The organism is Streptomyces sp. S186, assembly GCF_051603415.1.
Classification (GTDB): Bacteria; Actinomycetota; Actinomycetes; order Streptomycetales; family Streptomycetaceae; genus Streptomyces.
In genome coordinates this window covers 1,305,093-1,323,834 of sequence record NZ_CP193932.1, presented here as the reverse complement: position 1 = coordinate 1,323,834, position 18,742 = coordinate 1,305,093, and the positions used below count along the sequence as shown (strand labels likewise).

At 69.0% G+C, this 18,742-nt stretch carries 18 protein-coding genes and 2 pseudogenes; 10 read left to right on the top strand and 10 right to left on the bottom strand.

The window, feature by feature from the left end:
• Positions 1 to 159: 159 nt before the first annotated feature.
• Both ACRAS8_RS05835 and ACRAS8_RS05830 read right to left on the bottom strand, forming a co-directional pair.
• Positions 160 to 846, bottom strand: coding sequence for an SDR family NAD(P)-dependent oxidoreductase (locus ACRAS8_RS05835; RefSeq protein ID WP_438484701.1), 687 nt, complete (start codon positions 844 to 846; stop codon positions 160 to 162).
• A 243-nt stretch (positions 847 to 1,089) separates the two neighbouring features.
• The gene (locus tag ACRAS8_RS05830; RefSeq protein ID WP_438484700.1) at positions 1,090 to 2,490 is read right to left on the bottom strand and encodes an MFS transporter; all 1,401 of its coding nucleotides are present in this window, start codon (positions 2,488 to 2,490) and stop codon (positions 1,090 to 1,092) included.
• 192 nt (positions 2,491 to 2,682) lie between these two features.
• On the opposite strand from ACRAS8_RS05830, the gene ACRAS8_RS05825 reads away from it, so the two are divergent.
• Complete coding sequence (locus ACRAS8_RS05825; protein WP_438484699.1) at positions 2,683 to 4,101, top strand: amino acid permease; 1,419 nt, start codon at positions 2,683 to 2,685, stop codon at positions 4,099 to 4,101.
• A 106-nt stretch (positions 4,102 to 4,207) separates the two neighbouring features.
• Here the strand turns inward: ACRAS8_RS05825 and argG are convergent, their stop codons facing one another.
• From argG to ACRAS8_RS05810, 3 genes are all read right to left on the bottom strand, one after another.
• Entirely contained in the window at positions 4,208 to 5,665 is a 1,458-nt protein-coding gene (gene argG / locus ACRAS8_RS05820) for an argininosuccinate synthase (protein ID WP_438484698.1), read from the bottom strand.
• An 88-nt stretch (positions 5,666 to 5,753) separates the two neighbouring features.
• A complete protein-coding gene (locus tag ACRAS8_RS05815; protein WP_438484697.1) occupies positions 5,754 to 6,293 on the bottom strand; it encodes a hypothetical protein in 540 nt (179 codons plus the stop codon).
• Between the two features lie 209 nt (positions 6,294 to 6,502).
• Positions 6,503 to 6,739: a hypothetical protein gene (locus tag ACRAS8_RS05810; protein ID WP_438484696.1), complete on the bottom strand. Its 237-nt coding sequence runs from the start codon at positions 6,737 to 6,739 to the stop codon at positions 6,503 to 6,505.
• 1,328 nt (positions 6,740 to 8,067) lie between these two features.
• On the opposite strand from ACRAS8_RS05810, the gene ACRAS8_RS05805 reads away from it, so the two are divergent.
• The 4 genes from ACRAS8_RS05805 (at position 8,068) to ACRAS8_RS05790 (ending at position 11,401) form a co-directional block, all read left to right on the top strand.
• A complete protein-coding gene (locus ACRAS8_RS05805) occupies positions 8,068 to 8,574 on the top strand; it encodes a hypothetical protein (RefSeq protein WP_438484695.1) in 507 nt (168 codons plus the stop codon).
• A 296-nt stretch (positions 8,575 to 8,870) separates the two neighbouring features.
• On the top strand, positions 8,871 to 9,149 hold the full coding sequence (locus ACRAS8_RS05800; protein ID WP_438484694.1) for a hypothetical protein: 279 nt from the start codon (positions 8,871 to 8,873) through the stop codon (positions 9,147 to 9,149).
• 683 nt (positions 9,150 to 9,832) lie between these two features.
• Positions 9,833 to 10,660 carry a hypothetical protein gene (locus ACRAS8_RS05795; RefSeq protein WP_438484693.1) on the top strand — a complete coding sequence of 276 codons (828 nt, stop codon included), beginning with the start codon at positions 9,833 to 9,835 and terminating at the stop codon, positions 10,658 to 10,660.
• A 462-nt stretch (positions 10,661 to 11,122) separates the two neighbouring features.
• Positions 11,123 to 11,401, top strand: coding sequence for a hypothetical protein (locus ACRAS8_RS05790; protein ID WP_438484692.1), 279 nt, complete (start codon positions 11,123 to 11,125; stop codon positions 11,399 to 11,401).
• Positions 11,402 to 12,332: 931 nt separating this feature from the next.
• Here ACRAS8_RS05790 and ACRAS8_RS05785 read toward each other — a convergent pair.
• Both ACRAS8_RS05785 and ACRAS8_RS05780 read right to left on the bottom strand, forming a co-directional pair.
• Positions 12,333 to 12,605: a hypothetical protein gene (locus ACRAS8_RS05785; protein ID WP_438484691.1), complete on the bottom strand. Its 273-nt coding sequence runs from the start codon at positions 12,603 to 12,605 to the stop codon at positions 12,333 to 12,335.
• Positions 12,606 to 12,925: 320 nt separating this feature from the next.
• Positions 12,926 to 13,165 (bottom strand): hypothetical protein, encoded by a 240-nt coding sequence (locus ACRAS8_RS05780; protein ID WP_438484690.1) that lies wholly within the window; start codon positions 13,163 to 13,165, stop codon positions 12,926 to 12,928.
• Positions 13,166 to 13,908: 743 nt separating this feature from the next.
• On the opposite strand from ACRAS8_RS05780, the gene ACRAS8_RS05775 reads away from it, so the two are divergent.
• Both ACRAS8_RS05775 and ACRAS8_RS05770 read left to right on the top strand, forming a co-directional pair.
• Entirely contained in the window at positions 13,909 to 14,523 is a 615-nt protein-coding gene (locus tag ACRAS8_RS05775; RefSeq protein ID WP_438484689.1) for a hypothetical protein, read from the top strand.
• 132 nt (positions 14,524 to 14,655) lie between these two features.
• On the top strand, positions 14,656 to 15,006 hold the full coding sequence (locus tag ACRAS8_RS05770) for a hypothetical protein (protein ID WP_438484688.1): 351 nt from the start codon (positions 14,656 to 14,658) through the stop codon (positions 15,004 to 15,006).
• Between the two features lie 173 nt (positions 15,007 to 15,179).
• On the opposite strand, the gene ACRAS8_RS05765 is transcribed toward ACRAS8_RS05770, so the two are convergent.
• On the bottom strand, positions 15,180 to 15,467 hold the full coding sequence (locus tag ACRAS8_RS05765; RefSeq protein WP_438484687.1) for a hypothetical protein: 288 nt from the start codon (positions 15,465 to 15,467) through the stop codon (positions 15,180 to 15,182).
• A 375-nt stretch (positions 15,468 to 15,842) separates the two neighbouring features.
• On the opposite strand from ACRAS8_RS05765, the gene ACRAS8_RS05760 reads away from it, so the two are divergent.
• Together ACRAS8_RS05760 and ACRAS8_RS05755 are read left to right on the top strand one after the other, a co-directional pair.
• Positions 15,843 to 16,022: a hypothetical protein gene (locus tag ACRAS8_RS05760; RefSeq protein WP_438484686.1), complete on the top strand. Its 180-nt coding sequence runs from the start codon at positions 15,843 to 15,845 to the stop codon at positions 16,020 to 16,022.
• Between the two features lie 385 nt (positions 16,023 to 16,407).
• A pseudogene (locus ACRAS8_RS05755) lies at positions 16,408 to 16,638 on the top strand (chaplin); the annotation flags it as partial.
• Between the two features lie 461 nt (positions 16,639 to 17,099).
• On the opposite strand, the gene ACRAS8_RS05750 reads toward ACRAS8_RS05755, so the two are convergent.
• On the bottom strand, positions 17,100 to 17,729 hold the full coding sequence (locus ACRAS8_RS05750) for a class I SAM-dependent methyltransferase (protein ID WP_438484685.1): 630 nt from the start codon (positions 17,727 to 17,729) through the stop codon (positions 17,100 to 17,102).
• 118 nt (positions 17,730 to 17,847) lie between these two features.
• Positions 17,848 to 17,952: pseudogene (locus ACRAS8_RS05745) on the bottom strand (AraC family transcriptional regulator); the annotation flags it as partial.
• 213 nt (positions 17,953 to 18,165) lie between these two features.
• Between ACRAS8_RS05745 and ACRAS8_RS05740 the strand changes: the two are divergent.
• The gene (locus ACRAS8_RS05740; RefSeq protein WP_438484684.1) at positions 18,166 to 18,729 is read left to right on the top strand and encodes an ArsR/SmtB family transcription factor; all 564 of its coding nucleotides are present in this window, start codon (positions 18,166 to 18,168) and stop codon (positions 18,727 to 18,729) included.
• Positions 18,730 to 18,742 lie beyond the last annotated feature (13 nt).

Genomic DNA, 18,742 nt, shown 5'->3' with positions numbered 1-18,742 from the left:
CCCCGCGGACGGGAGAGCGCCCGTCACAAGCCGGCCAAGCCGCCGAACCGGCCAAGCAGCCAGGCCGCCGAACCGGCCAAGCAGCCAGGCCAGCCAGCGGGCCACGCCGGGCCGGCGCACCACGCCGACCGACCGGCCCCGTTGCCCGCCCCCCGCTCGCTACCCGACGCCCTCCACCGCACCATGCGCACCGTCCGCACCGTCGAGCAGAACGTCCTGCTCCCACTCCTCGGCCGACTGGCGGGCGACCCGTACGTAGTGCTCGGCGATCCGCTCGGGGTCGAGCGCGGAGCCCGGGGCGACCGGGCCGCCGACGGTGATGGTGGCGATGTGCACGCCCTGCGGCCCGAACTCGTCGGCCAGCACCGAACGGGCCGCGCGCAGCCCGGCCTTGCCTATGGAAAGGCTCGTCGCCGCGGCGCGAGCCCTCGGCATCCCGGAGGTGAGCAGCACGGTGCCACCACCGGCCGCCGCCATCCGCGGCGCCAGGTGCGTCACCGCGCTCACCGCGCCGACGACGCTGACCTGCAGCGACGCGGTCAGTTCCGCGGCGGACAGGCCGCCGGGGCGGTCGTAGCGGACCCAGGCGGCGTTGTAGACCAGCACGTCGGGGACGCCGAGCCGCTCGACGGCGGCGTCCAGCCCGGAGCGCAGCGATGCCTCGTCGGCCGCGTCCGCCGTCAGGCCGAGAGCCTTGCCGCCGGCCTGCTCGACCGCGGCGACGGCCCCGTCGACGGTGGACCGGGAGCGGGCCAGCACCGCCACCGGCGAGCCCTCCCGGGCGAAGCGCCGGGCCACCGCCCGGCCGATACCGGGCCCCGCGCCGATCACGAACGTTCCAGCCATGATGCGTCAACTTCCTTTCGCTGACTTCCTTTCGGTGGCGCCGGGGCACTCGACTGCCGCCGATCAGGTCCGCCGCAAAGGGAACACCGACCGGTCGCCTCCCTATTCCTCACCCCGCGCCCCCGGCTGAATTCCTCACCCCGCGTCCCTGGCCGGCCGCCCCAACTCGCCGCGCCCCCACGCCAGTCAGCACCCTCGACCGCCCGTTCCCGCATGCCCGTCACCCCCGTAGGGCCGCGCCCGTCACCCCCGTAGGGCCCCGCGGTGGTCGTCGCCCCTCAGGGTCGCGAGGGCGAGGGCCCCGAGCGCGCAGGTGACGACCACGTAGTAGGCGGGGACGTCGGGGTCGCCGGTGCGGTGGACGAGTTCGGTGATCAGCAGGCCCGCGCAGCCGGAGAAGACCGCGTTCGCCAGCGCGTAGGCGACGCCCAGGCCGGTGTGCCGGGCCCGGGTGGGGAACATCTCGGCCAGCATCGCGGGGCCCGGACCGGCCAGCAGACCCACCAGGGCACCCGCGAGCGCCACCGCGCCGCACATCAGCCACACGGGGGAGCGGCGGTCCTGCACCACATGGAGCAGCGGCAGTGCGGACAGCGCGGCCAGGACGGCACCGGCGACCATGACCGGCCTCCGGCCCAGCCGGTCGCTGAGCCGGCCCGCCGGCAGGATCGTGGCGGCGAAACCGAGGTTGGCGACCACCGTGGCCAGCAGTGCCTGGCGCGGGCTGCGCCCCACCGTCTGCTGAAGGTACGTCGGCAGCACCACGAGGAACGTGTATCCGGCCGCCGACCACGCCATGAGCCGCCCGCATCCCAGCACGACAGCGGCCACCGCAGTCGCCCCGCGCCCGTCCCGCCGCCCTGCGGACGTGCCCTCCGCCACCTCTGCCCGCCGCCCCACGGACGCAACCTCAGCAACCCCAGCAACGTCAGCAACCTCCGCCACCCGCGCCCGCCGCGCCCGCAAGAACGCCGGGGACTCCCCCAACCGCAGCCGCAGCCGCAGCCACAGCGCGCCCGCGCCCATCGGCAGCGCCGCCAGGAACGGCAGCCGCCACCCCCACGCCGCGATCTGTCCCTGCGTCAGCAGGGCCGTCACCAGCGTCGCGGCCGCGGCCCCCATGAGCAGCCCGAGCGCGACGGTGAACGACTGCCACGCGCCGTACGCCCCCCGTCTTCCCGTCGGTGCGCACTCCGTCATCAGGGCCACCGCGCCGCCGAACTCCCCGCCCGCCGACAGGCCCTGCACGATCCGTAACGCCGTCAGCAACCAGGGCGCGGCGGCGCCGACGGTGGCATACGTGGGCAGCAGGCCGATCGCCGCCGTCGCCGAGGTCATGGCCAGGACCGCGACGACCAGCGCCGGCCGTCGCCCGAAGCGGTCACCGAACCGGCCGAGGAGCAGCGCGCCCACCGGCCGGAAGAAGAACGCCAGCGCGAACGACGCATACGTCCTGACCAGCGCCTCCGCGGCGCCGCCGCCCCGCGGGGTGAAGAAGTCGGCCGCGATGACGGTGGCGAAGTACGCGTAGACGCCGAACTCGTACCACTCGATGAGGTTGCCGACCGCACCCGCGACCACGCTCCGGTGTGTGAGCGCCGCCCCGGCCGTCCCGCTCCGCGGCCCCTCCGTGTAGGTCGTCATGACAGGAAGCCTTCCCCGCGCCTGCCGAGCCGACCGGCCGGTGCACCACCGGACCGAACCCTGCCGCGTCCGTGAGCGCACCCTCACCACCGGTGAGCACGGTGTCCGAATAGCGGGCGTTCACTCCGGACCCGCACCCTTGCCGACCAGACTCGTCAGGCTCATCGAACGTCCCACTGAACAGGCACGACCATGACTCGGACTCTTACCCGGTCACCCCAGGGTTCCCCGCAGGCCGTGCAGGACGACGCGCCTGTCCTGTCGCACGGACTCAAACAGCGCCATCTGTCGATGATCGCGCTCGGCGGAGTCATCGGCGCCGGGCTCTTCGTCGGCTCCGGAGTCGGCATCGCCGCCGCCGGTCCGGCCATCGTCCTCCTCTTCGCCGCCACCGGCGCACTGGTCATGCTGATCATGCGGATGCTCGGCGAGATGTCGGCGGCCCGGCCCTCCACCGGCTCGTTCTCCGTGCACGCCGAGGAGGAACTCGGCTCCTGGGCGGGCACCACCTCGGGCTGGATGTACTGGCTGATGCTCTGCGCCGGCGTGGCCGCCGAGGCCACCGCCGCGGGCGCGATCATGCACACCTGGGTGTCGTTCATCCCCGCCTACGGCTGGGTGGCGATCTTCATGGCGTTCTTCTGCGCCAGCAATCTGACCGCGGTCAAGAACTTCGGCGAGTTCGAGTTCTGGTTCGCGGCCATCAAGGTGACCGTGATCGTTGCGTTCCTGGTGCTGGGCGTGCTCGGCATCCTCGGCGTGTTCGGCACGGCGCCCGGCACCACCCACCTCACCGGCCACGGAGGTTTCTTCCCGACCGGTGCGGCCGGCCTCGCCGCCGGTCTGCTGACCACCATCTCCGGCTTCGCGGGCCTGGAGACCGTCACCATCGCGGCAGCGGAGTCCGACAAGCCCAGCCGCAACGTCGCCCGCGCCGTGCGCACCGCCGTCTGGCGCATCGCCGTCTTCTACATCGGCTCCATGGCCGTGGTCGTCACCCTGGTGCCGTGGAACGACCCGAAGGTCGCCACGGCCGGCCCCTACGTCACCGTGCTCGACCGGCTCGGCATCCCCGCCGCCGGCACGATCATGCAGATCGTGGTGCTGATTGCGCTGCTCTCCGCGATGAACGCCAACATCTACGGCTCGTCGCGCATGGCGTACTCCCTCGTCAGCCGCGGCCAGGGTCCGCGCTTCCTGGGCAAGGTCACCCGCGGCATCCCGGCGGCCGCGGTGCTGGCCTCCTGCGTCTTCGGCTTCGCCGCGGTGATCGCCGGCATCGTCTGGCCCCACACCGTGTTCGCCTGGCTGCTGAACATCGCCGGCTGCTCGGTGCTGGTCGTCTGGTCGATCGTCTGCCTCACCCAGGTGCGGATGCGCCGCCGCCTGGAGCGCGAGGCGCCCGAGAAGCTCATGGTGCGGATGTGGGGCTTCCCGTATCTGACCTGGCTGGCGCTGGCCGCCATCCTCGGCGTCTTCGCCGTCATGGCCGGCAGCACGGACGGCCGACACCAGCTCATCGGCACGGCCGTCGTGGTGGCCGCGCTGGTCACCGCCGACCGCCTCAAGCGCCGCCGCGCCCGCCGGCGCACCGACACCGCTCAGCCGTAGGCCGGACGACAACTCGTCCCCCTCGCCACCACCACAGGCCACCACCCCGGCCGACGGAAAGGCCGGCCCGACGCTCCCACGCCGGGCCGGCCTTCCGTTTGCCGGCTCAGTCCGTACCGAACTCCATCGCCGCGCGGTCCAGCATCTCCTCGTCACCGGAGACCTCGCCGCGGGAGGCGATGGCCTCGGCGCCGCCCTCCGGCAGCGTGCCGATCAGCCCGGTCGCGGCTGCCTGGGCGGCGCCGATGGCGCCCCCGAATGTCGCTGCGGCGGTGCCGATCAGGCCGAGACCGGCGTACTGCTCCAGCTTGGCGCGCGAGTCGGCGATGTCGAGGTTACGCATCGTCAGCTGGCCGATCCGGTCCACCGGGCCGAACGCCGAGTCCTCGGTGCGCTCCATGGACAGCTTGTCCGGGTGGTAGCTGAACGCCGGACCCGTGGTGTCCAGGATCGAGTAGTCCTCACCGCGCCGCAGCCGCAGCGTGACCTCGCCGGTGACGGCGGCACCGACCCAGCGCTGCAGCGACTCCCGGATCATCAGGGCCTGCGGGTCGAGCCACCGGCCCTCGTACATCAGCCGGCCCAGGCGCCGGCCCTCGACGTGGTACTGGGCGAGGGTGTCCTCGTTGTGGATCGCGTTGACCAGCCGCTCGTACGCGGCGTGCAGCAGCGCCATGCCCGGCGCCTCGTAGATGCCGCGGCTCTTGGCCTCGATGATCCGGTTCTCGATCTGGTCGGACATGCCCAGGCCGTGCCGGCCGCCGACGGCGTTGGCCTCCATCACCAGGTCGACGGCGGAGGCGAACTCCTTGCCGTTGATCGTCACCGGCCGGCCCTGGTCGAAGCCGATCGTGACGTCCTCGGGGAGGATCTCCACCTCGGGGTCCCAGAACCGCACGCCCATGATCGGCTCGACGGTCTCGATGCCGGTGTCCAGGTGCTCCAGCGTCTTGGCCTCGTGGGTGGCGCCCCAGATGTTGGCGTCGGTGGAGTACGCCTTCTCGGTGCTGTCCCGGTAGGGGAGGTCGTGGGCGAGCAGCCACTCCGACATCTCCTTGCGGCCGCCCAGCTCGGTCACGAAGTCCGCGTCCAGCCACGGCTTGTAGATCCGCAGGTTCGGGTTGGCGAGCAGACCATAGCGGTAGAACCGCTCGATGTCGTTGCCCTTGAACGTCGATCCGTCGCCCCAGATCTGCACGTTGTCCTCAAGCATCGCCCGGACCAGGAGCGTGCCGGTGACCGCGCGGCCGAGCGGCGTGGTGTTGAAGTAGGCGCGCCCGCCCGAGCGGATGTGGAACGCCCCGCAGGTCAGCGCCGCCAGGCCCTCCTCGACCAGGGCCGCGCGGCAGTCGACCAGGCGCGCGATCTCGGCACCGTAGGTCTGGGCCCGGCCGGGCACCGAGGCGATGTCGGGCTCGTCGTACTGGCCGATGTCGGCGGTGTACGTGCACGGGACGGCGCCCTTGTCACGCATCCACGCGACCGCGACGGAGGTGTCGAGGCCGCCCGAGAAGGCGATGCCGACGCGCTCGCCGGCGGGGAGGGAGGTGAGGACCTTAGACATAGGAAGATTATGCATAACAACGCATGGCCATGCAACCCTCCTGCCTCTCAGGAACCGAGCCGATGTCCGGCGCCCGCCGGCACCCCGCTCACTCCAGCCCCGCCGCCCAGGCGGCCGGCACCCCGAAGTCGTCCTCGGTCAGCCCGACGCGGGGATCCATCCGGTGCAGAAGTGCAGGGCCACGATGCCGGTTCCGCACCCAGGCACGGTCCGTATCGGTGATCTCGTCGTCCACCCAGGCGAACGCACGCCCCGCCACCCAGGCGACGATCTCCGGCGTCTTCCAGAACACCCCGCCCCCGGGCTCCGGCCGCGGCACGGACCACGAGACGACAGGCAGACTGGGCAGCCCCAGAATCGGCGCGACGAACTCATTGGCCTCGTCCTCCCAAGTCGTCGCCCGGACCAGGTCGAAGGGAAGCGCACGCAGCGCCGGACCGTGCGCAGGGTTCAGCCACACCCGAAGCGGCTTGACCCGCCTGTCCGGTATACCCCACGCGGCCGGCCGCCGCCGCTCGGCTTCCTCCCAACGGGGCGTCAACAGCCGGTGAGTCCGGTAGCCATGGGGCCGTCGTTGCGGTTTCGCGGCATACGGATTCAGCGGACCATCCACGTCCACCAACAGCAACGGGCGCAGCCAGCCACCCCCTCCCACCCGCAACGTATCGCCCGACCCCCAACCCAACCAGCGGAATTCCGGCAGACGACACCTCATCGTCGGCCCGTTACGGGACCCACGCGCCCCGCGGGGACGGGCAAACGGCCCCGGCGCCCGAGCTTGTTGCCCTGGCGTCGAGGCCGTTGCAGGTAATTTACGCGGCTGATGGCACGAGTTGCCTACTTGCCACAGTTGCCCATGCTGGTGCCCTGACCGCCGGGGCTGCCCTCACCGTTGATCAGGTTGGCCAGCAGGCCGTTGAGGATTCCCACCTCGCCGAGGATGTCGATGTTCAGCTCGTGGTTGTGGCAGCCGCCGTGCTCCCCCATGCCCTGGGCGTAGGCGGTACCGGAGCCGAGCAGGCTGACGCTACCGATCACGGCAACCACCGCGGCAGCCTTGCGAAACTTGTGCATTTCTCCTCCAGAGAATCGAAGTCGAGTGGGCATCAAAGATCCACTTTGCGCTGATATCGGAGGCTAATGCGATCTGCGCCATCGCGCTCTTCGGCGCTGGCATCCGGGGGGTGAGGACGTTACGGCCCGCGCGTGTTGCACTGCGCGATCGGCCTACCGTTCGCCCGAAGTGACAACCCCTCAACCTCCCGAACCGTCAGTGTCTGTTCCCTGCAACGGTGTCGGTGGGGAATCGCCGGACGGCAGAGGCTGCGTCGACGTCGGCGAAAGGACGGAAGGCGCGCCGTGAGTGCCGCGTTCTTCGTCTGCCAGGGGGTGTGTCTGTGAGCGGGGAGACCCTTTGCCGCGGACGCCGCCGATTGTTCAGGCGGGTGCTGGCGGTGGTGCGGGCGGGGACGGAGAAGGACTTGTCGGGCGACGGCGGCGATGGATCGACTGCGGGAGAACCGGCGTTCGTTGGGTTCCCGGACGACGGTGTCGACGAAGCCCAGGCCGGCCACCACGCTCAACGCACCGATCCACACAGAGAGGTTCTGCCTGAAAAGCCCGCCGTGCTCCCTTGGACGGACGCCCGGCGGGGAACGGGCATCCGCTCGGCACGCCACACACAATCAGCCCGATCGGAATCCGCGGAGGGGCGTGCATCGCGCCCACATCCGGACCCGGCATATCCGAAGTGTCACAACCGCCTACTCGGCGACCGCCACCACACGGAAGCTCCCACCCCAACAACCGCCGGTCGCCCACAAGTTCACCGAGGCGCGACCTGCCGTCGCCGTAACATTCAGCAAACCACCGGCCGTTGAAGGCCCCGACGCATACAAAACGACGTCGAAGCGACGTCGAAGTAACGACCAACTGTGGTCGGCAACGGAACCGAATCCCACCCACAGCGTCGCCACACCTTCCACGAAGGAAAGGAATCCGGCACTCCAAATGATTCATACCGGTGGGCAAACGGGTGACCCTGCATTGATTCCCGTGACCCGCCCGGACGATGAACCGTTCCCCGCTGGGAGAGAACAGTGAACGGGCCTACGGGCCGCCGGCCGGGACCCTCTCTCGTCCCTGGCGCCGGAGCGGCCCGCGGCAACGATTTCGACATGCCGTCCGAAGCGGATCAGAGGAGGGGCGATGGACCGCGCCATCGAATCCGAGACGCCGTGGACGGCTTTACGACGTGCGTTGCCGCGGCCCTGCGGGAGGCTTCGTCCGTCGTTCGACACGAGGTGCGCAAGATGCGAAGCCCGGGGTCATCTCTGTCTGCGCACTCAAGACATCGATAAGTAATCGGATTTCCATACAGGTCATGAAGGGCCGAGGGTTTCATGCGCAAGCTTCATCAGGTCGCGCTCGCCGTCGCAGCGGCTGGCGGTCTGTCCACCATCGGCGCCAGCGCCAGCCAGGCCGACGCTCCTGCGGGGTACAACGGCGCCGCCCCGCCCACCGCTACGCAACCGGACACCCCTCAGGCCGAAGCCTGGACGGCCTCGGGGGCCACTTCACACACCTACGGATCGCACGGCGGCCCGCAGCAGGGTGCCGCGCCGCAGCAGGCCGCGGCCCCGCAAACGCTCGCTCCGCAGGCCGGTCCGGAGGTGTCGCCGCAGTTCAACCCGCAGTTCAACCCGAAGCTCTCGCCGCAGGTCTCGCAGGTCGCGCCACAGTCCGGTCCGCAGGACCAGAACAACCTCTTCCGTCCGTACCAGGAGTGCAGTCCGCAGTCGCTGCTCGACGCCAACGTCCCGATCGGGCTGCTGGCCACTCCTGAGACCAGGGGCTTCAGCTGCGCGCAGACCAATTCCCAGGCCAACGCCCACGCCACATCGAAGTAGCGAGGCCGCGACGGTCGTCAGGCCCTTCGAGGGGTATCCCTCGAAGGGCCTTTGTGCCTGCTCTCGGTGAGCAAGTCCCGCGCCACGGTGGCCGCGGCGGACGAGCCGCGACGACGCAGTAATCCGTTCCGTTCTCAACGACGCCTGAACTGTTCAGGTTCCGGGCTCACTTCCAAAATCTTCAGTCGCATAATCCGGCGCGTCGCTCAAGTGCGGTGGATATTTCGTATTAGCCTCCACAACTGTACGAAGTCTGTACACCGCAGATCACATCGGCTCAAACTTCCGGAGAAGAAATGCGCAAGCTTTACAAGGCGGCCGTCCTGGCTGCCGCCATCGGTAGCGTTGGCTTCCTCGGCGCCGGCACTGCCAATGCCTATGGTGGGCAGGGCGGCGGCCAGTTCGACATCAAGCAGGGCAGCCAATGCCGCTCCCATGACCTGAACGTGGACGTCCTCGGTGAGGTCGGCATCCTCAACGGCCTGCTGGGCAGCGCGCTCAACGGCGAGGGCTCGCCGGGTGCGCAGGCCACCCACATGGGCTCGACCATGGGCTGCAACAACAGCGCATTCTGAGCCGCGAGCAGCCGAGCAGTTCACCCATAGGGTTCTCGACGCCGAGCCGCAAGGCCGGCGTCGAGAACCTTTTTATATTTGAGAAATCCTTTTATCTTTCCGTCGGTTCGCCTCCTGGACGGCTGGCGGCGTATTCGTGTACCACGCCGTGCGCTAACAGCAACGACCACATCCCAACGACCACATCGCCCGGACGAGTTCGGTAAACGATCGATGAGCGACCACAGTTGGCGGATGCGGTACGCGAAGCGGGACCTCTCGGACTTGCCGCCGCCAGCACCGACACCCCAAATGATTCATGCCGCTACGCAAACGGGTGACCCTGTATTGATTCCCGTGACCAGGCCCGGCGATCTGCCGTTCCTCGGTGGGAGAGAACAGCGAAGGGGCTTATGGGCCGCTGATCGGGAGGGCTTCTCCTTCCTGGCGTCGGACGGTCTGCGGCGATGGCGTCGACATGGTGCCCGACGCGAATCGGAGGAGAGGCGTTGCGCTGCGCCATTGAATCCGACGGCCGTTGGGGAGCGCCACGACCGGCGTTGTCGCGGCCCTGCGGGTGGCTCCCGCCGTGCATGTGCACGGGGTGCGCAGGGTGTGCAGCCCGCGATTACCTCCGTTTGCGCACTCAAGACATCGAATAAGTAATCAGATTTCCATACAGGCAATGAAGGGCCGAGGGTTTCATGCGCAAGCTTCATCAGATCGCGCTCGTCGTCGCAGCGGCTGGCGGTCTGTCCACCATCGGCGCCGGCGTGAGCCATGCAGATGCTCCTGCCGGGTACAACGGCGCCGCCCCGCCCACTGCTCCTCAGGCCCCGGCTCCGCAGCAGTACGCTCCGGCTCCGCAGTACGCGCAGCAGCCGGCACCTGCGCCGGCTCCGGCCCCTGCTCCGCAGCAGTATGCCCCGGCTCCTGCGCCGCAGCAGCCCGCCCCGCAGTACGCGCCGCAGGCCCCTGCTCCGCAGTACGCGCAGCAGCCGGCACCTGCGCCGGCTCCGGCCCCTGCTCCGCAGCAGTACGCTCCGCCTCCGCAGCAGGCAGCCCCGCCGCAGCCGGCCCCGCAACCTGCCCCGCAGTACGCGCAGCCGCAGCCGGCCCCGCAGCCGGCTCCGCAGCCGGCCCCGCAGGCTCCCGCTCAACAGCACTACGACGGCCCGCGCGCCACTGCAGCGGTCTCCTCGCAGGGCGCCGCGCAGGCTGCCAGCTCCTCGCCGAGTTCGCAGCAGTCCTCGACTCCGCAGTCCTCGGCCCCGGCCGCGGCCCCGGAGGTCGCCCCCCAGGCGTCCCCGCAGGTCCAGCCCCAGGTCGCACCGCAGGTGGCCGTTCCGCAGGTCTTCTCCCCGCAGCCCTCCCCGCGCGTGGCGCCCCAGGTGAACCCCCAGTTCAACCCGGAGGTCAATCCGCTGGTCAACCCGCTGATCTCGCCGGACGTACCGCACGTGAACCCGCTCGGCATGGGACGACTGGCGGCGCCGCCGCTGGGACAGGTCGACCTGCCCCGGATGGCCTGAGCGTTCGGAGACGCTGCTGAGCGCGGGTCGCGGAACTCGGTGACAGTGGATGCTCAACCGTGTCGACTGTCACCGGGTGACGGGTGACTGGCGGCACAGGTGGCCGCGCGACTGAACGCCCCGGTTCCGTCGGCGAGTTGTGGTTGGAGCTCCACCACAATGACCGGTGTCGGCCCGTCTGCTCGCGCAACAGGCATGTCACTGGCTGTAGTTGCGCGGTGCCGCCGTACCCGCCCGCGCGCCGGGCCGGCTGGCCCCCGGCCATCGATCTGTCGCCCCGTCGCACCACCGACCGGCCGGGCGCCACCGCATTCCCAAGGCACCGCACCTCCGCGCCGAGCGCGTAGGCGTCCTGCCCGTTCGGGCCTACCGATGCCGCACCACGAGGCGTATCCCAGTCGGCCTCCGGGGCGGCACACCCAGTCCACTGCACATCACAACCGCTCAATCACCGGAGAAGACATGCGCAAGTTCCACAAGGTCGCCGTCGTGGCGGCCGCACTCGGCAGTGTCGGCGCTTTCGGCGCAGGCACCGCCTATGCCCACGGCGAGCCGGGTGCCCACGACACCGACCTCACACAGGGAACCGAGTGCCGTTCGCACGACATGAACATCAGTGTCCTCGGGACGGTCGGAGCGCTCAACGGCACGCTGGGCAACGCCCTCAACGGCGAGGGCTCGCCGGGCTCGCAGCCCTCTCACCTTGGCTCGAACTTCCACTGCAACAACGGCGTCTCCTGAACGACCGCCACTGGCACGGAGCTGTCCTCGTCCCGGTGCCGAGTCACGAGCTCGGCGCCGGGACTCGCCTTGTGTCCGGGCCCGGCCCACCCTGCCTGTGCTCCGGACCGCGTGGTGCGGCCCCTGCCGGTATACGGACCGCCAACCAGTCCGTATGACCGGCGGCCCGACGGGGACATGGTGAATGGCCGGACCGATGGCAACGCGGTCCGGCCATTCACTGTAGGGCGGGGTGTTCTCAGCGAACGATCACCCCGTGATCAGGCGGAGTGGGGAAGCAGCCGGCGATGTCGCCCGTTGGGCGGGCGCGGGGCGCCACCCCCGTTGTGCCTGTCGAGGACCGGCACAACGGCTCATCCCTCTGCGCCGTCGCCCGTTTGGGGAGAGCTGCCACTCGCTTGAGGAGAGGCGTCGCCCGTTTGGGGAGAGCTGCCACTCGCTTGAGGAGAGGCGTCACCTGCCTGGGGAGAGCCGCCACCCGATTGGGAAGACGAGTCGCCGCCAGGCACCCGGGCCGAGTTGTTGCAGGTGATGGAGGGACCGACCTGCATGCTTCCCGGGTTGAGGAGACCGTGCGCGGGGATGGAGAGGGGCGACGTCGGCTCGCAGCTCTGCACCTGGTTGACGGAGTATCTGCCGTCCTCGTTGGCGCCGGCAGTTCGCTGGAGACAGGTGACATTGCCCTGGACGTCACGGGTGCAGAGTCCTCTGGGGTCTGCGGCGTGTGCCTGGGGGGCGATGACACAGGCGGTGGTGAGGCCGCCCAGCAGTGCCACGGTGGCTGCGATCTTCTTCCGACTGAACATGTACTACGTCCCTTTGTGATCGATGCTCGGATGCGGCGTTCCGCGAGCGGGCCGCACCCGAGCTCTGAGTGCGGAAGGGGGCCTGGTGCCCGGGCCCGAAGGCCGGACACCAGAACCCCGTCCGGCTACTTGCCGATGCTGTTGTTGCAGCCGATGCTCGAACCCATCGGGGTGGACTGCGCTCCGGGAGAGCCCTCGCCGTTGAGCGCGCTGCCCAGCAGGCCGTTCAGGATGCCGACCTCGCCGAGCACGTCGACGTTCAGGTCGTGCGTGCGGCACTGGGAGCCCTGGCCGAAGTGGCTACCGCCGCCTCCTGAGGCGTACGAGGTGCCGGCGCCGAAGAAACCAACGCTACCGAGGGCGACGGCCACGACAGCAACCTTCTGAAGCTTACGCATTTCTTTCTCCATGATTGTCCGGAAGTGATCGGAGATCGACTGCTTCATGCAGTTGCGGATAGTTAATACGAAAGATCAGCAGTTGCTGAGCGACGCGCCGGATGTTAGAGCCGTCTTGGACGAGCTTGGCGCCTGCAACGATCCCAAGTTCCTGGTTGGTTGGGGGAACAACGGGCCGGGAGCGGCGCGAACGCTGTCTGGCGAACCACTCGTTCGGCCGCACGGTCCGCGCCCCGGTTGCAGGACACAAGAAAGCGGGCCCTTCGGGGAAGAGTCCCGAAAGGCCCGCGCTTGTGTCGGGGTGCGGCTGTCCCGTCGCCTTACTTCTTGGTGAAGGAGTGGTTGAACTGGCCGCAGGTGGTGCCCCAGGTCTCGGGAACGGCGAGCACGCCGAGCGGGAGGTTGGCCTCGGCCACGGTCTGCGGGCTGCACTCCTGGTACGGGCGGAAGAGCTCGTTGTGGGCCTTGCCGCCGTGGGCGTAGGCAGTGCCGGCCCCTGCGCCGACGGCGGACAGACCGCCGGCAGCGGCGACGAGCATGACCTGTTGAAGCTTGCGCATGGAACCCTCGACCTTCGTACCTGTACTTAAGCCCAACTTGCTGGCTGTGACTGCGCGAACACTAGCAGTAGCCAAACTGGGCGTTCCACTCCGTTGCCTGCCTTGTGTCGGACGACTGACGGCCACTCAGCCTGTCTGCGGCAACTGCCTGCCGCTTTGCTCCTGCGAGCAGCGCAATGGCTCGGAGGGAGGGGGCGAGAGCCCTGGATGCAGTGAAGAGGGGCGGGGGAGGCCGGGGCCGGGTGGGAAATTCGGGGTGCCGGACCAGTGCCTGAAGGCGGCCGTTCTCTCTTGTCTTTTCGATGGCGGCCGTGGTGGCGCCACTGGCAAATGGGTGACGATTGACCGGCCCCCGTACCCCTGTTGGGGGTCTGCGTCGTTCCTCTGTCAGAGGGGGCAGAAGGAGGGCGCGATGGGTGCCGTTCCGGATGCCTCAAGTTGTGTCACGTGTGCCTTCGACTCGCCGCGTCGACGCCAAACGGCCTTCTTTGTGGGCCTGTTGGGCGGCTTCCGGCGTGGAGTCGGGGCGATGGGCGCGAGTTCCTCTTTCGAAGTGCGCAATATGGGGGTGCGCCGGGATCGGTCGGTGGCAGCCGTGAGGGGCGGGACTTCGTCTTGCGGGAACGACACGAAGTGTGTAGTGGGGCGAAATCCACGGTTGGCTACTCTGGGTGTGCATATACTCACACTAGGTAATCGCGGCATGTTCATCTCCATCCACGCAATCAAGGATCAAGGGTTCCATGCGCAAACTTCAGAGAGTCGCCATCGTCGTCGCAGCCGTCGGCTGCCTCTCCACCGCCAGTGCCGGGGTCAGCTTGGCCGACGGGTACGGCTCCGGCCCGGAGGTCACCGCCTGGGCCGTCTCCGCCTCGGGCGCCTCCGCCAACGGCGGTGGTGGGCACGGTGGTCCGCAGGCCGCTCCGCAGGCTGCCCCTGAGGCTCCGGCTCCGGCGCCGCAGGCCGCCCCGGCCCCGGCTCCGGCTCCCGCTCCGGCCCCGCAGGCAGCTCCTGCCCCTGCTCCCGCTCCGGCTCCTGCCCCGGCTCCGGCCCCGCAGGCAGCGCCTGCTCCGGCTCCGGCGCCGCAGGCCGCCCCGGCCCCGGCGCCGCAGGCCCAGCAGGCTCCGGTCCAGCACGGCCCGGCTCAGGAGTCTCGCTCCGAGCGCCCTAGCGAGACGGCGGTCCGGCAGAACACCATGTGCCGGTCGCACGACCTGAACGTCAACGTGCTCGGCCAGGTCGGCATCCTGAACGGCGCGTTGGCCAACGCGCTCAACGGCGAAGGCCGTTCCGGCAACCAGGGGACCCGCCAGGGTTCGAACATGGGCTGCGACAACACCACTGCCCTGCGCAAGTAAGTAGGACGGGGTTCTGGTGTCCGGTCCTTCGGGTCCGGGCACCAGAACCCTTTTTCGGCATTCTCCGGGCTCGGGCGCGAGCCCGTTCGTGGTGTCTCGCGCCCGAGTGTCAACCACAAAGGAACGCAGAAGATGTTGAGTCGGAAGAAGATCGCAGCGATCGTGGCAATGATGGGCGGCATCACCGCGGCCTGCGCCATCGCCCCTCAAGCGCACGCAGGAGAAGGGGACCACTGCAGCCGCGGCGAATCAGGCAACAAAGTCTGCGTCCACAAGTACGCGGCCGTCTACCGGACGAAGGACGGCCGGCGCATCATCATCGACCAGGAGCAGCGCTGCGCGACGGCCTCCCGGCAGCGCTTGGTGTGGCCCGAGGAGGGTCTCGTGGGCAGCGAGGGAGAGACGGACATCGGCCCGCGCATGAACTGCTCCAACCACTTCCAGCTCCCCAAGAGCTTCAAGCGGTCCCACTCCGACTTCTGAGTGCGATGTGAGGGCGGAGCCGGCCCGGGCGATCCCGGGCCGGCCGCGATACTGCGGGGTCGGTCCCTTCGACGGGGACCGGCCCCGCATCTGTGTTTGGCTGAGACGGGATGCAAAAAGGGTTCCGGCGTCCGGTCTGTGCGGACCGGACGCCGGAACCCGTGCCCTGGCGGTTACTTGTTGAACGCGCCGTTGTTGCAGCCCATGGACGAGCCCATGTGCGTGCTCTGTGCACCCGGCGAGCCCTCGCCGTTGAGCAGGTTTCCGCCCAGACCGTTTGCGATCCCGACCTCGCCGAGGATATCGACGTTGGTGTCGTGTGATCTACACATGGCGCTCTGCTTGATGTCGAAGCGGCCCTGGGGGCCGCCCTCGCCGTCGGCATTGGCGGTGCTGACACCGAGAATGCTGACGCTACCGAGGACGGCAGTCACGACAGCGGCCTTGTGAAGCTTGCGCATTTCTTCTCCGGTGAATTGAGCGGTTGAGGTCGTTATGTAACGACTTCGTACAGCTGGGGAGGCTAATACGAAATGCCTCTGAAGTCCCACAGCGACGCGCCGGATTGTATGATGCGAATTTTTTGCCGGTTGACGGGACGTCAAGGGCGGCGGTGGGTTTTCGAGGGGATGTTCCCAGGTGGCGCTTCTCCATACGGATTTCCGTGGTGAATTTCATTATTTTCGGTACGGGGAGTGCTGGAGCCTTCTCTGCGATATTCCTGATCGCGCGATCAGGTGATCGCCTGGCGTGGGCGCGAGGGGCCGTGGGGGTGCGGGTGCCAGGGTGGCCTGAGTCAACCGCACGTCCGCACACGAGATGAAGCAGGAGCAGTCATGCGCCGTGTCCTCGCCGGTCTTCTGGGAGCCCTCACGCTCGCCGGGATTGTCTCTGTACCTGCCCACGCCGGCGGCCTCGGCCCAGGTGGCGCCGGGGTCATCGGCGCCCCGCTGACGGTCGTCAGTGATATCAGTCCGCTGCATCTCGGACGGTTGCCGCTGTTCGGCACGCATTGATCACCCCGTAGCCGTCAGGGCGCCCTGAGGATCTGCCGCAGGGCGCCTTTTCGTGTGTATGTGCCGATTCTCAGGGTCTTGTGGGGTGCGGGAATGGTGGGATTGTGGTGCGGTGGAATCGATGCCCTCGGAGCTTTCCGAGTTCTGCAGATTAGTGCGATCAACGGAGGTGTGCCCGGCCGGCTTCATTTCTGGGGTATTCCGGCGATCGATCATCATGGGAAATTCGTCGCCATACAAGAATAATTAGTATTCTCCGGCCGGAGTGAGTATGCACATCAAGCTGAAAGAGTGATCGAAATGGCGCATTCGGAGCTTTCTGCGCTCGGCGTCGTTGTGTGTTGTGCGGTCCGCGGATGTGGCCGCGCTGTCAAGGAGGAGTCACGTGATCAAAAAGGTCATTGCCGCTTCGGTTGCCACCGGCGGCCTGCTGCTCGCAGGGGCGGGCGCGTCCGTAGCCGACGCCGGGGCTGATGGAGCCGCCGTTGGTTCTCCTGGTGTGCTGTCCGGGAACCAGGTTCAGGTGCCCGTTCACATCCCGGTGAATGCGTGCGGAAACACCGTGGACGTGGTCGGGGCGCTCAATCCCGCGTTCGGCAACGACTGCGTCAACAGTTCGAAGGGCCACGAGCGGCGCCACCACAAAATGCAGGGGCACAAGCCGCAGGTGCGCCACGAGCGTCCGGCACCGCACCACCGGGCGTCGGCCGCTCCGGCCCCCGCGCCCGAGCACCGGGTCCACCAGCACCAGCATCAGCACCACCGCAACATCCCCGCTCGCCCGCAGCTGGCGAAGACCGGTGAGGCGGAGACCGGTATGGCGATTGCGACCAGCGCCGTGCTGCTGATGGGCGGCACCCTGCTGTACCGCCGGGGTCGGCGCGCCGCTCGCAACTGAAAAGGGATCGGCGGCCGTTTCCGGGCCGTAGCCGGTCTTTCTCGGCAGTTCACCGTCTCCGGCGGTGGACTGCCGGATTGCAGGTGCTGCAGTTGTGCTGTGGCGCGGCTGTCTCCCGCGCCAGGCACTGTTCGTGAGCCGCCAGGGGGCCTCAGGGAGGCCGGGCTTGGCGCCTGGTCTCAGGTCTCGTTGTGGAAGACCAGCAGGTAGCGCCAGAAGAGCAGGCGGCGGATGCGGGATCCGGGCAGCAGGGCTGCGGCCCGGTGGCGGATTTCGGGCAGGAGTATGGTGGGTTGTTTCACCGGTGCCTTGGTCCGCGGCCGGCGGGGTGACGCGGTGGGGCGGGCCGTTTCGGTGGCGGCGACGGCGAGGCGGATGAGGGCGTTGGTGGGTGCGGCTGCCAGGCTCCAGAGGCCGTCGCTGAGGCCCTGCTCGCGATAGCAGCCCAGGACCACCAGTACTCCGCCCGGCGCGAGTGCGTTACGCAGCCTGGTCACCGTGTCGAAGGGCATGTGGTGGAGGCTGGCCAGGCACGAGATGAAGTCGTAGTGACCGGGGGGAAGTTCGACGGCGATGGCGTCCGCTTGGCGGAAGTCCGGGGGCCGGTGGGCACCTGACCGTTCCGAGAGGGCGCGGGCCTGGGCGATGACCTGCGCGGACGGGTCGATCGCGTCGACCTCGACGCCCAGGCCGGCGAGGCGCCGGGCGAAGCGGCCGGTGCCGCAGCCGACGTCCAGTGCGGTGCCGCAGTTCCGCGGCAGGTGGCGCAGCAGTAGGCGGTGGTAGTGGTCGTTGTGGTCGAACGGCATGTGCTGACCCTGCCACGGGGACGCGGCGCCGTCGCGTGCGCGCGTGTCTCCTGACTCGTTCTCATCGCCTGCTCGCCTCCCGTTCGTTTCCCTATCCGGTCGTGGTGGGTGAGGCGGGTCATGCGGAGTGTCGGAAGCGGTTGCGGTATGCCGTCGGGGTGGTGTTGAGCTGGCGGCGGAAGGCGCGGATGAGGGTGTCCGTGGTGTGGAAGCCGCAGGCGGACGGCGGCCAGTAGGACGTGGCAGTCGGATGGGTCGGCTGTCTCCCGTCGTAACAGGGCGAAGACCTCCGGGGCCGGTGACGTCGAGCAGGTCGATGCCGTCGAAAGTGCGTGGCGCCCACGGCGTCGGGTGCGTTCCTGCGTGGCGACCGGCCCACCGTGGAGGGTTGCAAAACTTGCTTGCAAAGGGTGTTTGCAACTTCTAGGCTGCCGGCATGGGCGAACAACCGTCTGTGCAGGAGATCGTCGACGTCGAGGCGTTGCGCGTGCTTGCGCATCCGATGCGGCAGCGGATCGAGCAGTGTCTGCGTGCGGGGCCGGCCAACTCGGCCGCGCTCGCCAGGCAGCTCGGTGAGAGCACCGGGCTGGTCAGCTACCACCTCAGGCGGATGGCGAAGCACGGCTTCGTCGAGGAGGTTCCGGAGCTGGCCAAGGGGCGGGAGCGGTGGTGGCGGGCGGTGCCGGGGGACCGGCGGTTTCCGCCGTACAGCCGGCAGACCCCCGAGATGCGCGAAGCCCTGACGGAGATGCACCGGCTCAACTTCGCCGAACTCGCCGATCTGGTACGCCGGTTCGAGGAGGAGCGCGACACGCTCGGGCCCTGGGCCGACGCGGCGCTCTTCTCCCGGTCGACGCTGCGACTCAACCCCGAGCAGCTGCGTGCGTTCTTCGAGGAGTACATCGCGCTCCTGTACCGCTTCTCGCCGGCGGAGGGCGAGGTCGCGCCCGACGCGCGGGCCGTGCACATCCGGCTGCTGGGCATACCCGAGGGCAACTGACCCGTTCTGCGGG

What these genes read in the sequence shown, in the direction of transcription:
- ACRAS8_RS05835 (WP_438484701.1), bottom strand. Translation starts at nt 846, where the DNA reads ATGGCTGGAACGTTCGTGATCGGCGCGGGGCCCGGTATCGGCCGGGCG.
- ACRAS8_RS05830 (WP_438484700.1), bottom strand. Translation starts at nt 2,490, where the DNA reads ATGACGACCTACACGGAGGGGCCGCGGAGCGGGACGGCCGGGGCGGCG.
- ACRAS8_RS05825 (WP_438484699.1), top strand. Translation starts at nt 2,683, where the DNA reads ATGACTCGGACTCTTACCCGGTCACCCCAGGGTTCCCCGCAGGCCGTG.
- argG (WP_438484698.1), bottom strand. Translation starts at nt 5,665, where the DNA reads ATGTCTAAGGTCCTCACCTCCCTCCCCGCCGGCGAGCGCGTCGGCATC.
- ACRAS8_RS05810 (WP_438484696.1), bottom strand. Translation starts at nt 6,739, where the DNA reads ATGCACAAGTTTCGCAAGGCTGCCGCGGTGGTTGCCGTGATCGGTAGC.
- ACRAS8_RS05805 (WP_438484695.1), top strand. Translation starts at nt 8,068, where the DNA reads ATGCGCAAGCTTCATCAGGTCGCGCTCGCCGTCGCAGCGGCTGGCGGT.
- ACRAS8_RS05800 (WP_438484694.1), top strand. Translation starts at nt 8,871, where the DNA reads ATGCGCAAGCTTTACAAGGCGGCCGTCCTGGCTGCCGCCATCGGTAGC.
- ACRAS8_RS05795 (WP_438484693.1), top strand. Translation starts at nt 9,833, where the DNA reads ATGCGCAAGCTTCATCAGATCGCGCTCGTCGTCGCAGCGGCTGGCGGT.
- ACRAS8_RS05790 (WP_438484692.1), top strand. Translation starts at nt 11,123, where the DNA reads ATGCGCAAGTTCCACAAGGTCGCCGTCGTGGCGGCCGCACTCGGCAGT.
- ACRAS8_RS05785 (WP_438484691.1), bottom strand. Translation starts at nt 12,605, where the DNA reads ATGCGTAAGCTTCAGAAGGTTGCTGTCGTGGCCGTCGCCCTCGGTAGC.
- ACRAS8_RS05780 (WP_438484690.1), bottom strand. Translation starts at nt 13,165, where the DNA reads ATGCGCAAGCTTCAACAGGTCATGCTCGTCGCCGCTGCCGGCGGTCTG.
- ACRAS8_RS05775 (WP_438484689.1), top strand. Translation starts at nt 13,909, where the DNA reads ATGCGCAAACTTCAGAGAGTCGCCATCGTCGTCGCAGCCGTCGGCTGC.
- ACRAS8_RS05770 (WP_438484688.1), top strand. Translation starts at nt 14,656, where the DNA reads ATGTTGAGTCGGAAGAAGATCGCAGCGATCGTGGCAATGATGGGCGGC.
- ACRAS8_RS05765 (WP_438484687.1), bottom strand. Translation starts at nt 15,467, where the DNA reads ATGCGCAAGCTTCACAAGGCCGCTGTCGTGACTGCCGTCCTCGGTAGC.
- ACRAS8_RS05760 (WP_438484686.1), top strand. Translation starts at nt 15,843, where the DNA reads ATGCGCCGTGTCCTCGCCGGTCTTCTGGGAGCCCTCACGCTCGCCGGG.
- ACRAS8_RS05750 (WP_438484685.1), bottom strand. Translation starts at nt 17,729, where the DNA reads ATGCCGTTCGACCACAACGACCACTACCACCGCCTACTGCTGCGCCAC.
- ACRAS8_RS05740 (WP_438484684.1), top strand. Translation starts at nt 18,166, where the DNA reads ATGGGCGAACAACCGTCTGTGCAGGAGATCGTCGACGTCGAGGCGTTG.